The sequence below is a fragment of the Laspinema palackyanum D2c genome, assembly GCF_025370875.1.
GTDB classification, from domain to species: domain Bacteria; phylum Cyanobacteriota; class Cyanobacteriia; order Cyanobacteriales; family Laspinemataceae; genus Laspinema; species Laspinema palackyanum.
In genome coordinates, this window is record NZ_JAMXFD010000003.1 from 18,393 (window position 1) to 34,812 (window position 16,420).

Sequence of the window (16,420 nt, forward strand, 5' to 3'; positions counted from 1 at the left end):
AGTAACGACTTTAGTCGTTATTTCCCCTCAATTAGGAAGCCGGAAACGACTGAAGTCGTTACTACAAACTAAGAATTTTTATCTTTGTTCGTAGTAACGACTTTAGTCGTTATTTCCCCTCAATGAGGAAGCCGGAAACGACTGAAGTCATTATTTCTCTTGAAGATAGAGATAATTTCCTCTAAAATAAGAAGGTTAAAAAGACTAATTTACGCCAAGTCCAGGTTCCGACAACTCCATCGACTACCATCTTATTTTTCTGCTGAACGGCTTTAACTGCCGATTCAGTTTTGGGTCCAAAGATACCGTCAATGGCTCCAGGGTCGTAGCCGACTTTTTTTAAGGTTTCTTGGAGGGATTTTACTTCGTCGCCTTTGGAACCAAGTCGTAAGGTAGGTCCCGGTTTAGGCGATCGCATGACGCCTTCAAAATTATCCGAGGTTTCTTTGCCTACAATGCCGTCGACGGATAATCCCATGTTTTTTTGAAAGGCTTTAACCGCCGCCTCAGTTTTGGGTCCAAAAATTCCATCTACCTGACCCGAGAATAATTCCAGGGTTTGCAATTTCTGTTGTAAAAACTTCACGGAGTCTCCGCGATCGCCTGCTTTTAATACGGTCATATATTAACCTAAATCATGATTTATCTATCATTTTAATTTTTTTCTAATCCGGTGTCAATGTAATGGATAAATTGGGGTAGATTTGATAAAATTTTCCTAAACAACTCTGAAGTTTTCTTAATCCTTGAGCCGAGGGAGTGGAGAGGGGATGTCGATCGCCCCGGGGACAAAGCTCTCGACGAGGGCCTAAACTCAAGGACCTACTGGGGCCTCTGCGGGCAAAACAATGCATGGAGTAGCGCCAACTCATGCCATAATAAGTCGGCTGTCGCCCAACAAACTTGCTGCTGTCAATGGCTGAACGACCCCAATCCCCGGAAGAACTTGCTGCGGTTTTAGAAAATATCACGGACCTGAATTTTAACCTTCCGGACCCGGAAGATGAGGACATTTCAGAGCCTGATTTTGAGCATCAGGTAGATAATGCCTGGAAAGTCTGCGACCATTTTGATTTGCAAACGGATATTTGGCGCGGACGGATCCTCAGTGCAGTGCGCGATCGCGAGAAAATTGGCGGGGAAGGACGCGGCAGGGGCTTCCTCAACTGGCTCAAGGACCGGGAAATCAGCAAAAGTCAGGCTTATTCCCTCATTGAACTGGCAAATAGTGCGGATACCCTCTTAAGTCAAGGGGATTTGGACCCGGATACCATTAATAAATTTAGCAAACGGGCTTTTGTGGAAACGGCTAAATCTGCTCCCGAGGTGCAGCAGATGGTCACTCAGGCAGCCCGAGATGGCGATCGCATCACCCGCAGGGAAGTGCGCCAACTCTCGGACGAATGGACCGCCATGACGTCGGAATTGCTGCCGGAAGAGGTAAAAGAAAAAGCCACTGCCGGTTCCCTGCCTCCCCGTTATCTCGCGCCATTGGTCCGGGAAATGGAGAAACTGCCTCCCTCCCACCAGGTTTCGATTCGCGAGGAAGCGGCAATCAATCCGGATGTGGATACCGTCAAACAACTGACTTCCGATGCGCGGAGTTTGTCGAAATATTTAGATGCAGCGGCGCAGGTTCAGGCGATCGCCGCCAGTTCCATCGATGTAGAAATGGCTTTAGAAGAAGCACTGCGCATGGGTTGTCTGAATACCGCAGCAGATTTGGTCAAACAAGCGTCCCAAATTGAACAAACCGTGGCTAAACTTTATACGACCTGGCGGCGTTTGGGCAGTTTGACCGATCGCCTCTATGTCGATACAGGTGCAAGTACCCCCCATTTGCGAATGCTGTTGACTTGTTTGGACCGATTAGCCGGTCAAGTGATTGAAGTGCCCCTGGGAGATGAAGGCGATCGCACCATTCGCTTGCAAATTCTGAGTGATTCTCAGCCTGAGTAGGTCCAACCGGGGCGATCGCCCCTTTACCTCCATCCCCTCAGTTTTGTAGCCCTTGGGGCTAGATTCTCAGCAGAGTCTGTCCTCGTTGGCGATTCCCTGAAAAAATGGTAAAGTTATATGACGAACGGTAAAGTAAAATAAAAGACCTTTAAATGGTGTTAACCCGTCTATTCTTTACCTTAACTCAAATAATAAGGTCAGTTCTAAGATTGTCAGCAACCATATCATCAGGAGAAAACAGAGCTATGCCCCAGCTTGAGGCCACCAGCGCAACCCTTGACTTCCAAAGCCCCACTTACAAAGACGCTTACAGCCGAATTAATGCGATCGTCATAGAAGGCGAACAGGAAGCCAATGATAACTACATTAAACTGGCTGAAATGCTGCCGGATTGTAAAGACGAATTGCTCGGCTTGGCGAAAATGGAGCTTCGTCATAAGAAAGGGTTCCAAGCCTGTGGGCGGAATTTAGCGGTAGAGCCTGACATGGAGTTTGCCCGAGAATTTTTTTCCGGGTTGCACCAAAATTTTCAAAAGGCAGCAGCCGAAGGTAAAGTCGTCACCTGTTTGTTGATTCAAGCCTTGATTATCGAAAGCTTTGCCATCTCTGCCTACAACATCTATATCCCCGTAGCAGACCCCTTTGCACGGAAAATTACCGAAGGCGTCGTTAAAGACGAATACAGCCACCTCAACTTTGGGGAAAAATGGCTGCAAGCTCATTATGAGGACTCCAAAACTGAACTAGAGCAAGCCAACCGCGAAAACCTCCCCATCGTCTGGAAAATGCTCAATCAGGTAGCCGACGATGCGAAGGTCTTGGAAATGGAAAAAGAAGCCCTTGTGGAAGACTTTATGATTGCTTACGGTGAAGCCCTCAGCACGATTGGATTTACCACTCGCGACATTATGCGGATGTCCGCTTATGGACTAGCCGGAGCTTAAATTTAACCCTTCAACCTTTAGGCGATCGCCCTCCACTAACGTCAGTTTTGGCTTCAGTCGGGGGCGATCGCTATTTTTTGGACTTGATCCGGTACAACCGCCTCCTTTCGGGGACTCATGAACCCCAGGGAATCAACTTCGGTCGGGGACTCCCGTACCGTCTTGGTGTACCATTTAAAGATATTCTTAATGAATCTTTTCCTTTAACCCTACTGCGCCTGATTCAAAGGCTACCCTAAAACGCTTAATGTTTGGTCTCATCGGTCACCTTACCAGTTTGGCTCACGCCCAGTCTGTTGCTAGAGATCTGGGTTACCCGGAATATGCCGATCAAGGGTTGGATTTTTGGTGTTCCGCCCCACCGCAGATAGTCGATAACATCACTGTTACCAGTGCCACCGGCCAGACTATTGAAGGACGGTATGTGGAATCCTGCTTTCTGCCAGAGATGCTCGCCTCCCGGCGGATCAAGGCGGCAACGCGCAAAATCCTTAACGCGATGGCTCACGCCCAAAAACATGGCATTAACATCACGGCACTTGGGGGTTTTTCCTCAATTATCTTTGAAAACTTTAACTTGCAGCAATTTGAGCAAGTTCGCAATATCAAGCTAGAGTTTGAACGTTTTACCACCGGAAACACCCACACGGCCTATATTATCTGTCAACAGGTAGAACAGGCATCAAAACAGTTGGGTATCAACTTGTCCAAAGCAACCGTGGCGGTTTGTGGGGCTACGGGGGATATCGGGAGTGCCGTCTGTCGCTGGTTGAACAGTCGAACGGATGTTGCAGAACTCCTGCTCATCGCCCGCGATCGCGAACGCTTGCGGCTATTGCAAGAAGATTTAGGACGCGGCAAAATTATGGCTTTGGAAGAAGCTCTCCCCCAAGCCGATATTGTCGTCTGGGTGGCCAGTATGCCCAAAGGGGTGCAAATTGATGCCAATTCCTTAAAGCATCCTTGTTTGCTCATTGATGGCGGGTATCCCAAAAACCTGGAGACTCAGTTTCAACACCCGGAGGTTTCTGTCCTTAAAGGCGGCATTGTCGAACATACCCTAGATATCGATTGGCGAATTATGCAAATCGTCAGTATGGATGTCCCCGCACGTCAGCTTTTTGCTTGCTTTGCCGAGTCGATGCTCCTGGAATTTGAAAAAATCTATACGAATTTCTCCTGGGGACGTAATCAAATTTCGGTGCAGAAAATGGCAATGATCGGCGAATGGTCGATTAAGCATGGCTTTCAACCTCTGCTGCTTGAGCCTCGTTAGTCTCTAGTTGGGGGAAATGGGGGAGATAGGGAGGATGGGGAAGCTAGGGAGGATGGGAAAGATAGGGAGGATGTTCAATGTCCCGACTTCAGTCGTTCCCATCTCCCCCATCTCCCGTCTCTCCCATATCTTCCATATCTCCCTCATCTCCCCCATCTTCCATATCTCCCCCATCTCCCCCATCTCCCCCATCTCTCTAACTCTTCACCTGTTATGGCAACTCCCGAACGCAGAACTTTCCTTTTAGATTTTGAAAAGCCCCTAGCGGAACTGGAAGGGCGTATTCAGCAAATCCGAGAACTCGCCGAAGAAAATGGGGTGGATGTTTCGGAGGAAATTCGCCAGTTGGAAGCGCGCGCTAACCAACTGCGCCAGGAAATTTTTTCCACCTTAACGCCGTATCAGCGGTTGCAGTTAGCCCGTCATCCCCGGAGGCCCAGTACATTAGATTACATTCAAGCGATTACCGATGAATGGATGGAACTCCACGGCGATCGCGGGGGATATGATGACCCGGCTTTAGTCGGTGGCATGGCCCGGATTGGCGGCATTCCAGCGGTCATTCTCGGTCATCAAAAAGGTCGGGATACCAAAGATAACGTGACGCGCAATTTTGGGATGGCTTCCCCTGGGGGTTATCGCAAGGCGATGCGGTTAATGGATCATGCGAACCGCTTCGGGATGCCGATTTTTACATTTATTGATACCCCAGGTGCTTGGGCGGGGGTAGAGGCAGAACATCAAGGTCAGGGAGAGGCGATCGCCTACAATCTGCGGGAAATGTTCCGTCTGGATGTGCCGATTATTTCTACGGTGATTGGAGAGGGCGGTTCTGGTGGTGCATTGGGGATTGGGGTAGGCGATCGCCTCCTCATGTTTGAACACGCAGTGTACACCGTCGCCACTCCTGAAGCTTGTGCCGCGATTCTCTGGAAAGATGCATCCAAGGCTCCTCGGGCTGCTGAAGCCCTGAAAATTACCTCCTGGGATTTAAAAAACCTGGGGATTCTCGACGAAATCCTGCCCGAACCCTTGGGGGGCGCGCATTCCAATCCCCTTCAGGCCGCTTCCAGTCTCAAGGAAGCGTTATTAAAGAATTTAGACGAATTGTCGGCTTTAACCAGTCAGCAACGCCGGGAACTGCGCTATCAGAAATTTCGCCGGATTGGGGTGTTTGCCGAAGTACCTGCCTAAGTTGGCTCTATTCCGGGGTTAAGATGGCTCCAGTTTACCATTTGTTTTTCTAAGCGGGCTCAATCAGTTCACTCTATATGGATCAAAAAAATCCCCCCATAGAACTCAGGTAATGGACCAGGGACTAGGGTCAATCCTTGTCCCTGGTTAATTTTTCAGCTACACTGACCCGAGCAATGAACCGGCGCGATCGCCCCAAAATTCCGGGTTGCTAATCCTGAACTGGACAGTGAAAAAGAATTCGGGCGTGCTAAACAAACCATCCCATTGGATGATATACTTTAAATCAGTAACAAAAGTTTACGTTTAGTTAGTTTTCTGAGTCAAATTATCTTGCACGATGATTCATTACTCACTGGGTAGAATACCCGGGCGGATTTCTAAAACTTTAACCTCGGCGAACCCAGGGGTAATCATGGTGACTCTTAACCGCATCGGTGCATCCCCAGATGTAAGATGACGGACTCACCGCTTCTTGCGACTTCTACCTGGGCAAACAATGCCCTTAACTTTCCCTCTAAAATCAGGGAAAATTCCAGCTATAAATCCCGCCAAGCGATCGAGGAAAATACCACGTTCGGGCAATCCCGACGTTCCTGCAATCCCTTAGGCAAGTTTTCAGCAAGAAATGGAGATCAACCCTGGGGTTGGTTCTCTATCCCTAATGAAATTAAGTCACCAAATTTCAGCCGGTTTCTTTGCTAACTTCACTCTTTTTGCTCCCCTTGAGCTATCTGATTTCTCATTATCCCAAGACGATTGGCTATTTCGGCAACCTAGTGAGTCACGAAACAAGGGACTCAACCGGCTGCTATCGTCTTGATATCCAGCCAGGGGGTGAAATTCCCAGATTAATCCGATACAGCGATCGCAGTTCGAGATCGAAATTCCATCGATCACATTCCGTCTCGGAAAGAAAAAATGCGGTTATCGGTTTTTTTCTAGCGGAAAGACGTAATCCAGCAAAGAGGATGGAGCCATTTCATCAGACATCTCAGACCCTAGGTCTTTCCTCATAAACGTTAATTTCTTAGAGATAACACTGGCGCTTTGAGGATTGATTTTCACCCTTGATCAACGCCGCGAGATACAGCCTCCGCCAACAGTTCGGCTGTTTGTGGTGCTATGTCCGACGACATCCATCCTGTAAATGTCTGGACTTGAAGTATCTGTAAACCTCTCTCACTCTCATACATCTTTTATGACTATTGCTGCTTCCCACGGATCCCAATTACCCGAAACTGGAAATGGTACCAAATCTGCCGAAACCTCAGATAAAACTCTCCGCATCGAGACAAGGCCCGATCGCAATACCTTAAATGGTGCTCAAGCCAACATCCATCAACCCCCGGCAGAAAGCGTCGATCTGATGAAGGATGCGTTCCGCGAAGTGCTCCTCGGGGTTGGGGAAGATCCAGAACGGGAAGGGTTGCTCAAAACCCCCAAACGGGCAGCGGATGCCATGCGTTTTCTGACGAGTGGTTACAATCAATCCTTAGAAGAGTTGTTGAATGGAGCCATCTTTGACGAAGGGCATAACGAGATGGTATTGGTGCGAGACATCAATTTCTTCAGCCTCTGCGAACACCATATGCTGCCGTTTATGGGCCGCGCCCATGTTGCCTACATCCCCAATCAAAAAGTTGTGGGATTGAGCAAACTTGCCCGCATTGTCGAGATGTACAGCCGCAGGCTCCAGGTGCAAGAGCGCCTCACCCGCCAGGTTGCCGAAGCCATTCAAAGCATTTTAGAACCGAAAGGGGTGGCAGTAGTCATGGAAGCCACTCATATGTGTATGGTCATGCGGGGGGTGCAAAAACCCGGTTCTTGGACGGTAACCAGTGCGATGGTCGGTCAATTCCAGGAAGAGCAAAAGACTCGGGAAGAGTTTCTCAACCTGATTCGCCATCAACCCTCTTTCTTTTAAAGAAAGGATTATACAGGGTGACGGATGAGTTGTCAAGCGGATTGGGATAGGTAACTACCGGACAGTTTGAGATTGAAGAACAACTCCGCAACTCTGGCGAGGTCCTTGTCCCCCGGCGATCGCTCTACTCCACTGGAGAGGTCGATACCGGGGGGTTTGACTTGGGCGATCGCCTCTTGGATATTCTCCGGGGTCAGTCCCCCTGCTAACAGCCAAGGGCAACCGGGGTTAAACTGTTGCAACAGATTCCAGTCCAAAGTTTGCCCCGTTCCCCCCAACAATCCGGGATGGTAAGCATCCAGCAGCAATGTATCTACCACCGGGAGATAATCCTTGGCTTGATCCAAGTCCGTTGTAGTTTTGACCCGGATAGCTTTGAGGATTTCCACCGCTTCGGGTAACCCTTGGCGGAGGCGATCGCAAAATTCCAGAGATTCCCCGCCATGCAGTTGCACCCCGGTTAATCCTCCTACTTTAACAGTTTGACTAATTATCTCAATTGTAGTATTGGCAAACACGCCAATGCGATCCACGGGCATCCCTTCAATCGCCTGAACCACCTGCCGAATCTGTAAATCCGTCACATAGCGCGGGGAAGTCGGCACACAGATGAAACCCAGGGCTGTAGCCCCCAAATCAGCGATCGCCACCCCCTGCGCGGGTTTCGTGATTCCGCAAATTTTAACGCGCATCCTACGATTCTGCTCCTGCAAATTATGACAATTTGTTTCAAAAGTGTAAGCTTTTGTAAAGGATTAATACAAAATTTTCTTTTTTGCCGATAAATTCTTATAATTCCAGTCATTGAACTGATTTATCCACAAAGGAGATACAAACTTGCTTTACACAACCTTACTCGCAGTTGCCTCGAACTCAGCCCCGACCTCAAACTGGTCTCCAACGGTTGGACTGGTGATGATCCTGGCTAATCTATTTGCCGTCATCATTGGCTACCGAGCCATCCAGAATCCAGGCAAAGGGCCAGGTTTGCCCGTGGGAACGCCTCCCCTCTTAAAGAAATTTGGTTTTCCTGAACTGCTGGCAACCCTCAGTTTCGGTCACATTATAGGGACCGGGTTAATCTTAGGCTTAAGCAATGCGGGTGTTCTGTAGGGAAATGGAAGCGTAAAACTGGGATGACTCAGTGCAACCCAGAACCGCCTCCAATTCACCGATCGCCCCAGAGTGAACCCGGGGATTCCCTGAGTGAGTTCCTGTGGGGCGATCGTCATCCGTTGGATCTAAACCTGTAACCAGTCCTACGGCGTCCCTCTTGTTTATCCAATTTAGAGTGAGGCGATCGCACCGGGAAAATTTTCGTCTTGATAGCGCCTCGGGTAAGAATTGGAGAATGCTAATTTGGTCAAGGAGTGGGAGCCTCTTACACCCTACTCCGATCAGGGAGCAAGAGGCTCCCCCAGATAAATTTTATGCTCCTCATGATTTAGACTGGCCTCTAGCAAGCTTCATCAAATACAACTGAAAATTCGTTAGGGAAACTCAGGGTTCCATTCCGCTGCAATCAACCCCCCCTAACATCTCTGGAACTCCAGGAAACAACTGCTATGGGATGGTTTCTGCTTTCCTTCAAAAAAAATTATCGTTCATCTCCCTAAAAACTCACCTGTCTTTTCCAAAAAATTAGACAAGAGTCGCGCCATCCATTTTTTCAACCCTCTGCGCTGCAACCCCTTCACTGTACCCACATCCTCCCAGTCAGTTGCGCCCTGAAAATTAGTAGAATAGAAGAAAGCCGGATTGAGTTCTCAGAGTGGCTGGATCGCGATGTGCCGGATCTAGGCAAACAACATCACTAAACATTAAGGAAAATTTTATGCAATCGGGTTGGCGAATTGGGATGGTATTTGGCATCCCGCTTTATATAGATTATTCATGGTTGATTATCCTCTCTTTAGTCACGGTATTAAATGCGGGGCAGTATTCAGAACAACAACAATGGGAACCCGCGATCGCCTGGGCCACTGGGTTAGGGTTAGCCCTCCTGTTGTTTGCTTCGGTATTACTCCATGAACTCGGGCACAGTTTAGTCGCTCAATCCCAAGGAATCAAGGTCAACTCGATTACCCTATTTATTTTTGGGGGTGTAGCCGCCATCGAACAGGAATCCAAGACCCCAGAAGAAGCCTTTCAAGTGGCGATCGCCGGACCGGCGGTGAGTTTTACCTTATTTGCCATCCTCGGAGTCATCGGTGGACTCGTCCCGGGGACCTCACCCGTTGCCGTCGTCGCCCGGGATTTATCCGCGATTAACCTCGTCTTGGCATTATTTAACCTGATTCCCGGACTCCCCCTTGATGGCGGGCAAATTTTAAAAGCGATCATCTGGAAAATCAGTGGAAACCGCTTTAAAGCCGTACATTGGGCAGCCCAAGCGGGAAAAACCCTCGGTTTTACTGCGATCGCCCTGGGACTGTCCCTCTTGTTACTCGCCAATAGTTTGGGGGGGATTTGGATTGCCTTAATTGGGTGGTTTGCCGTCCGCAACGCCAACGCCTACGATCGCCTCGCCACCTTACAACAGGCTCTACTCCAACTCCAAGCTCAGGACGCCATGACCCGTCACTTTCGGGTTGTTGATGCCAAAATGACCTTAAATGAATTTGCCGCAGACTACCTGCAAACCGAGCAGCGTTATCCCGCCTATTTTGCCGCATCCGATGGCCGCTATCGAGGCATGATTTCCCTAGAAGATTTACGCTCAATCGAACGGAGTCAGTGGCAGACTCAAACCTTGTTAGAAATTGTACATCCCCTGTCTGAGATTATTACCGTCCAGGAAAATAGCACCTTAGTCGAGGTCATTAATCGGATGGAAATTGACAATTTACCTTATATTACTGTGCTTTCCCCAGCCGGTGCCGTCTCCGGAATTATTGATCGCGGGGATATCGTCGCCACCGTCGGGAAAAAATTGAACCTGCCAATCCAGCACGAACAAATTCAGCAGATTAAAGAAGAGGGAAGTTATCCCCCAGGATTTGGCATTGCTGCGATCGCCAAAGCAACCGCCAACTCCTTTACAGAAAAAGAGATACGCCATCTCAAAAAGTGAGCCACTCCCATATCCAAACTCAAAACCTAACTCCCTCATCCCCTGTTCGTAGTAACGACTTCAGTCGTTATCTTCTCTTAGGTTCGTAGTAACGACTTCAGTCGTTATCTTCTCTTATGTTCGTAGTAACGACTTCAGTCGTTAACTCTCCCCGGTTCGTAGTAACGACTTCAGTCGTTATCTTCTCTTATGTTCGTAGTAACGACTTTAGTCGTTATCTTCTCCCCTGTTCAAAGTTCAGAACCCTCCTGCGAGTCTTCCCCACAGACCCAATTCGGGTTACCCAAGCAGTTGATTTTCTCCCATTCACGCTCCGAAAGAGGTTGAGGAATCAACTGCACCCCGAAACAACGGGAAGCAGACTCCACCAAAGAGGCGATCGCCCGTTCCCGGATCACCTCCAACGGCAAAGACAGCACCGGCAACCCCGAATGCACCCGCCCTTCCGTCCCAAAAACCTCAGAAAACAACTCCGGCGACGGGTTTAACTGCATCGAACCCTGTTGCAAAACCGCCCCATTGCGTCGGAGTTGAGCACTGCCAATAAACTTTTCCCCCGACGGCAACACCAAATCCGCACCCGTTGCCGTCGCGAAACAATTCGCCGTTTGATGGTATCCCCGTCGGGCCTGACCATACTGTAATTCAACCCCCAAACTGCGCCAACCTGCGATTAAAAACTCACAAATCGCCTCATATCCCGGCATCGCAGAGCGTTTCGCCCCTGTCCCTCCCCCCGCATCCGGATCCGACATCACCACCATATAAGTCAAATCCCCTTGATGCAAAACCGCCCGACCCCCAGTCGGACGCCGCACCAACTCAATTGGCATCCCGTCCCAACTTAGATTTTCCCATCGTTGGGGCGATCGCCGTTGATGGTAACCCAGAGAAATCGCCACGGGTTCCCAGGTATAAAATCGCAACACCGGGGGATGATTCCCCGAAACATACTGGTCTAGTAACCATAAATCCACTGCCATCTGCAAGGAACCGTTCACCTGAATCGGTGGAATTAACCGCCATAGGGGATTATGCATAATTAAAGATTGAAGGGTGCTTTGGATGGGGTAAGAGCCTAAACAGAAATAGGAGAGTTGAGCCTCATATTCATTGGGACAACCTCAACATCTTACCTCCCTTTATTTCACTCATTCCAAGAGCAAGGTTAACGGCTTTTATTATGGCAACGAACCACTCCTAGAAACCCACTGAATCGGGAATTGGATCAGGGGGCAAACATTTGTTAGACTAATTGAAGCTAAGAATCAACATTATGCGATAACTATGGCGGAGGAACTGACCCCATGAATATAGAACAGGCCGTTTTAGAAAAGTTGCGGACCTTAACCCCCGACAAGCAGCAAGAAGTCTTAGATTTTGCGGAATTTCTTCATCAAAAAAACCCGCATAAACGACCGTTGAAGAGCGTCAAAGGATTGTGGGCTGATTTAAAAGTTGATATTACAGAAGAAGATATTGCCCAAGCCCGAAAAGAAATGTGGGGAAATTTTCCTCGGGAGGATATTTAATGACAGCCGTTGTAGCCGACACTCATACAATTATCTGGTATTTGCGTGAAAATGCTCTATTATCCCCATCTGCCCTAAATGCTTTAGATAATGCATTAGGTGAAAATTATCCAATTTATGTGTCTGCAATTTCCATAGTAGAAGTAAGCTATCTAGTAGAAAGGTATCGCTTACCTGAAGAGGCATTTGGGCAATTGATTAATGCTCTATCGGATTCGGAAACGGGTTTAGCAGTAGCGTCACTGGATTTAATAACAGCACAAACTCTACGACAGATTCCCCGAGATGTAGTGCCAGATATGCCAGACCGGATTATTGCCGCCACTGCTTTATCTTTAAATCTTCCCTTAGTCACCCGTGACCGGAAAATTCAGGCATTAACGACGATTCAGACCATTTGGTAATTCATACAATCGATGGTCAGTTGTCATTGGTCATTGGGGGGTGGTCATTTGTCCTTTGGATTGTTGAAGACTCGGGACAAACAAACCCCCAACGACCAACGACCAATGACAAATGACAAATGACAACTGACCCTCTACACCTATTGTCCGTATTCCGCCAGCAGTTTTTCATCATTTTCATCAGCGATCGCAGCTACGATGGTGACGCAGCGCGAAATTTCACTGGGATTGAGGTCCATGACGGTGCGGCTACAGAGGACCGTGATTCGTTCGTCCACAATGCCAAAGTGGGCTTCATAAGTGCTCAACCAGTTCATTTCCAATAACTTCCTCATTAACTCCGGTTCATTTTTGGCGGGAAGTTGGAGGACAAAAGACCAAACCGTTAAGGTATCCTCATCACTGGTTCCCGTCAGTTGTACGAACACCTCAACGCTGCCGTATTTGAATTTCCAAAGATGACCCGATTCGTTGAGTGCGAACATCACCTTTTGGTCCTGAGCCAAACTGCCAATGACGGTTTCAAGTTCCTCTACAAGGCTAGTCTCGGAAGACTGCTCTAATAACTCTTCCGTGGAAGGGATGGGAGTGCATTGGGTTTCTAAGTCGGTTGTCATTATCAGGTTCCTACTGGTGCATCGTTGGGTTTTTCCTAGACCTTGTATAGCGTATCCATGCCATTTCTGTCTACTCTCCAGGGACTGAGATATTGCGCTGGCATTGATAATTTTAGGAGGGACAGTTGAGTCGCTGACCCTTTAAAATCGAAGAGTTACAAACCCTATCGTCTCGAATTTCAAGGCTTAAATAGGGTGGAGGCTGATTTAAACGGGGCGATCGCCTCCATTACAAAAGCCGATCGCCCCGTTCAAGTCGCCCCACCTATTCACTCAAGTGAGGTTTGCGGGCGCTCCAATATTTACTCATGAAATGGGTTTCCGTTTGAATATCCGTAAACCCTGCTGTTTCTAACCGCTGCACTAAATCATCCTGGATATAATGCCGGTAGTAAGGTTCATGAAACATCTGAGGAAAGTTCTCCATAACCCCCTTCAATTCAGGAGCATCACTCACTTGAATCGAATCACAAAGGGTCAAACTTCCCCCGGGTTGCAGCACTCGAAAACATTCATTAATAACCGTTTGGCGAGTGTTCGCCGGAAGTTCATGGAATAGAAAAACGCTACTTACCGCCTGAAAATAATTATCCCGATAGGGTAGTTCCTCTGCATTCGCCTGAGAGAGTTGGGGTAATTCTCCCGGAATTTGAGACAGGATTTCATTCGCTTTTCGCAAATAAGCCGGGGATAAATCGATACCAAAAAGAGCCGCTTTCGGGAGCATTCCTCGGAGGAATTTCAGAGTGCGCCCAGTGCCACAGGCGACATCTAAAATCCGGAGTTGATTTTCAGGAAGGCCATTCCAAACGTTCAGCGATCGCTTTAAGGGCGCTAAAATTCTCCGACGCATGGCATCGGCAGACCCATTAAATAATAGTTCTACCTGTAAATCATATAAGTTCGCCGAATTTTCACTTAAATACCCATCGGTTTGGTGATGGAAGTTTTGCAGGTAATAGGCAGGATAGCCGGTGGTATCGATGTCCGAGGCAAATTCCTGATTCCTTTTTTGTTGGACTCTGCTCCAGACTGTGGGCATATCTAAACAGAGCAACGGATACTGCCGCAAAAAATCTTCCCAGGGATGATCAAAAAGCAGATCCGTGGGATAGATACCCCGTTCTGCATCATTCCAGTCCGTTTCAATCAGGCGATCGAGTCGTTCCCGAATCAGCATTAACAGTTTGGGGGAGATGGGATTCGTTTTAGATTCGCGCGGGGGTGCGAAGGTCTTGAGTAACTGGGTGCTGATGGATTTATGAGCCAGACTAAAATAGGTTTTGCTGTTTTGAACCGTTTGATAGGCTACTTTAGTGAGAAGATCCGTCATGGTAGGGCTAAATCAATGCGATCGATGATGTTGTTATATAAATAATTGTAACGAAAACCTTAATCAACCCGCTGGTTTTCCGTGAATTCCCCAAAAAGGGCCACCCTAACCGGGTGGCCCTTATTTAATTAATTCGCAAAGGGTATGAGACCCCAGGGATTAACAATCGTAGTAGAGTGCAAACTCATAGGGGTGAGGACGCAGACGCATCGGGTTCACTTCATTGTCAAGTTTGTACTCAATCCAGCTGGTGATGAAATCTTCCGTAAACACACCCCCAGCGGTCAGGAACTCGTGATCCGCTTCCAACGCCTTGAGAGCATCCAACAGAGACCCTGGAGTAGAGGGGACCTTCGCCAACTCTTCAGGACTGAGGTCATAGATATCCACATCTAAAGGATCACCGGGATCAATTTGATTCTTAATCCCATCAATGCCAGCGCAGAGCATCGCCGCAAATGCCAAATAAGGATTACAGGTGGCATCGGGACAACGGAACTCCATGCGTTTCGCCTTCGGATTCGGTCCAGAAAGGGGAATCCGGATCGAGGCCGAACGGTTACCTTGGGAATAAGCCAAGTTCACCGGGGCTTCAAAACCAGGAACCAACCGCTTATAAGAGTTGGTGGTGGGGTTGGTAATGGCTAACAAAGCGGGTGCGTGCTTGAGCAAACCGCCAATGTAATGCAGTGCACTCTTGCTCAAATTCGCATACTCATTCCCAGCGAAAGTGGGTTGACCATCTTTCCAGATGGACTGGTGGGTGTGCATCCCGGAGCCGTTATCGTTAAATAAAGGCTTCGGCATGAACGTTACCGACTTGCCATACTTCTTGGCTACGTTTTTGATGACATACTTGTAGGTCATCAAATAATCAGCCGCTTGCACCAAGGGCGCAAAGCGAATCCCCAATTCATTTTGTCCACCCGTGGCGACTTCATGGTGATGCTTTTCAATGGGAACACCGCAATCGGCCATGATCAGCAGCATTTCGGTCCGCATATCTTGGAGGGTATCCGTTGGCGCAACGGGGAAATACCCTTGTTTGTAGCCCGGTTTATAGCCGAGGTTGCCACCGGGTTCTTGCTTACCGGAGTTCCAGCGTCCTTCGACGGAATCAACGTAGTAATAGCCAGTGTTTTCAGTTTGATCGAAGCGAACATCATCAAACACGAAGAATTCAGCTTCTGGGCCGATAAAGGCCATATCGCCCAACCCGCTTGCAATCAGATAGTCCAAGGATTTTTGAGCGATGGTGCGGGGGTCGCGGCTGTACCATTCGCCGGTGCGGGGTTCCTTGATGCTGCAAATCATGCTGAGAGTTTTCTCGGCCATGAAGGGGTCGATCCAGGCCGTGGTTGGGTCGGGGACCATTGACATATCCGATTCATTGATGGCTTTCCAACCCCGGATGCTGGAACCATCGAAGGCGACGCCTTCATCGAAGGCACTTTCGTCAATCAGGTCACGATAGAACGAGCAGTGCTGCCAGATTCCTGGCGTATCGATGAACTTGAGATCGATGATCTTGATGTCTTGCTCGCGGATATAATTTAAAACTTCTTGTGGAGTCTGAAACATTAATATCTCCTCTGTTCTAGGTTAGTGTCAATCGACTTCAGGGAACGAGCGTGCTTACAAGGGGCAGGATATCAAAGAGGTTTGGGTACGAACCTAGATCTAGCCGGATCTCTTTCCGGGTTAGCTTTGGGAAGAGAGGCATTCGTCTGCGCCCGCGAACTTCAAGGATTCAGATCAATCGGTCTATTTCGATGGCGAAGTCGGTGCCGATCGCCATGAACAATACAGGGTCAATCATTGCAAAATTCCCCTCTGTCGCTTGAGTTGATCGCGCATCTGCTCCCTTGCTTTATGCCCTGGGCGAAGCCGGTGCACAGCACCATCGCTCGTCAGGCTCCAAGATTCAGTTGCGTTATCCCTGAATCATCCTAGGGATTGACTTGGTGATTTTTTGTATCAATTGATACAAAAAATGGTTTCCTGAGTATTCTGTACAACTCTGGTTGGATTTAACCACAATTCTGAGTCTGTGCGAATAGAGAAAATATTAAGGATTTCTGGGGTCATTGGTCATTGGTCATTGGTTGATGGGGGAGATTGTTCGTAGTAACGACTTCAGTCGTTTTTGGGGACTGGAGCG

Annotated in this window: 15 protein-coding genes; 9 read left to right on the forward strand and 6 right to left on the reverse strand. The window is 48.5% G+C overall.

Annotated elements, in window-relative coordinates; genetic code table 11:
- Positions 1–181: 181 nt before the first annotated feature.
- Complete coding sequence (locus NG795_RS05270; protein ID WP_367287623.1) at positions 182–622, reverse strand: peptidoglycan-binding domain-containing protein; 441 nt, start codon at positions 620–622, stop codon at positions 182–184.
- A 293-nt stretch (positions 623–915) separates the two neighbouring features.
- On the opposite strand from NG795_RS05270, the gene NG795_RS05275 reads away from it, so the two are divergent.
- The 5 genes from NG795_RS05275 to folE all read left to right on the forward strand — a co-directional run bounded on the left by NG795_RS05275 (position 916) and on the right by folE (position 7,300).
- Positions 916–1,959 carry a hypothetical protein gene (locus NG795_RS05275; protein ID WP_367287624.1) on the forward strand — a complete coding sequence of 348 codons (1,044 nt, stop codon included), beginning with the start codon at positions 916–918 and terminating at the stop codon, positions 1,957–1,959.
- Positions 1,960–2,204: 245 nt separating this feature from the next.
- Entirely contained in the window at positions 2,205–2,903 is a 699-nt protein-coding gene (locus NG795_RS05280; RefSeq protein ID WP_367287625.1) for an aldehyde oxygenase (deformylating), read from the forward strand.
- A gap of 247 nt (positions 2,904–3,150) precedes the next feature.
- Entirely contained in the window at positions 3,151–4,179 is a 1,029-nt protein-coding gene (locus NG795_RS05285; RefSeq protein WP_367287626.1) for a long-chain acyl-[acyl-carrier-protein] reductase, read from the forward strand.
- Between the two features lie 213 nt (positions 4,180–4,392).
- On the forward strand, positions 4,393–5,373 hold the full coding sequence (accA, locus tag NG795_RS05290; protein WP_367287627.1) for an acetyl-CoA carboxylase carboxyl transferase subunit alpha: 981 nt from the start codon (positions 4,393–4,395) through the stop codon (positions 5,371–5,373).
- 1,201 nt (positions 5,374–6,574) lie between these two features.
- Positions 6,575–7,300, forward strand: coding sequence for a GTP cyclohydrolase I FolE (gene folE / locus NG795_RS05295; protein ID WP_367287628.1), 726 nt, complete (start codon positions 6,575–6,577; stop codon positions 7,298–7,300).
- A 32-nt stretch (positions 7,301–7,332) separates the two neighbouring features.
- Here the strand turns inward: folE and NG795_RS05300 are convergent, their stop codons facing one another.
- Positions 7,333–7,992, reverse strand: coding sequence for a phosphoribosylanthranilate isomerase (locus tag NG795_RS05300; protein WP_367287629.1), 660 nt, complete (start codon positions 7,990–7,992; stop codon positions 7,333–7,335).
- A 145-nt stretch (positions 7,993–8,137) separates the two neighbouring features.
- Here NG795_RS05300 and psaK point away from each other — a divergent pair, with 145 nt between their 5' ends.
- Positions 8,138–8,413, forward strand: a complete 276-nt coding sequence (gene psaK / locus NG795_RS05305; protein ID WP_367287630.1) for a photosystem I reaction center subunit PsaK — start codon at positions 8,138–8,140, stop codon at positions 8,411–8,413.
- Between the two features lie 721 nt (positions 8,414–9,134).
- Entirely contained in the window at positions 9,135–10,373 is a 1,239-nt protein-coding gene (locus NG795_RS05310; protein ID WP_367287631.1) for a site-2 protease family protein, read from the forward strand.
- 230 nt (positions 10,374–10,603) lie between these two features.
- On the opposite strand, the gene NG795_RS05315 is transcribed toward NG795_RS05310, so the two are convergent.
- The gene (locus tag NG795_RS05315; protein WP_367287632.1) at positions 10,604–11,413 is read right to left on the reverse strand and encodes a lipoate--protein ligase family protein; all 810 of its coding nucleotides are present in this window, start codon (positions 11,411–11,413) and stop codon (positions 10,604–10,606) included.
- Positions 11,414–11,680: 267 nt separating this feature from the next.
- Here NG795_RS05315 and NG795_RS05320 point away from each other — a divergent pair, with 267 nt between their 5' ends.
- Complete coding sequence (locus NG795_RS05320; RefSeq protein WP_367287633.1) at positions 11,681–11,905, forward strand: DUF2281 domain-containing protein; 225 nt, start codon at positions 11,681–11,683, stop codon at positions 11,903–11,905.
- A complete protein-coding gene (locus NG795_RS05325; protein ID WP_367287634.1) occupies positions 11,905–12,309 on the forward strand; it encodes a type II toxin-antitoxin system VapC family toxin in 405 nt (134 codons plus the stop codon). Before NG795_RS05320 ends, NG795_RS05325 begins: the two co-directional genes overlap by 1 nt.
- 140 nt (positions 12,310–12,449) lie before the next feature.
- Here the strand turns inward: NG795_RS05325 and NG795_RS05330 are convergent, their stop codons facing one another.
- The 3 genes from NG795_RS05330 to glnA all read right to left on the reverse strand — a co-directional run bounded on the left by NG795_RS05330 (position 12,450) and on the right by glnA (position 15,840).
- Positions 12,450–12,926, reverse strand: coding sequence for a YbjN domain-containing protein (locus NG795_RS05330; protein ID WP_367287635.1), 477 nt, complete (start codon positions 12,924–12,926; stop codon positions 12,450–12,452).
- Positions 12,927–13,191: 265 nt separating this feature from the next.
- Complete coding sequence (locus tag NG795_RS05335) at positions 13,192–14,259, reverse strand: class I SAM-dependent methyltransferase (protein WP_367287636.1); 1,068 nt, start codon at positions 14,257–14,259, stop codon at positions 13,192–13,194.
- A gap of 159 nt (positions 14,260–14,418) precedes the next feature.
- Positions 14,419–15,840, reverse strand: coding sequence for a type I glutamate--ammonia ligase (gene glnA / locus NG795_RS05340; RefSeq protein ID WP_367287637.1), 1,422 nt, complete (start codon positions 15,838–15,840; stop codon positions 14,419–14,421).
- Between the last annotated feature and the right edge of the window lie 580 nt (positions 15,841–16,420).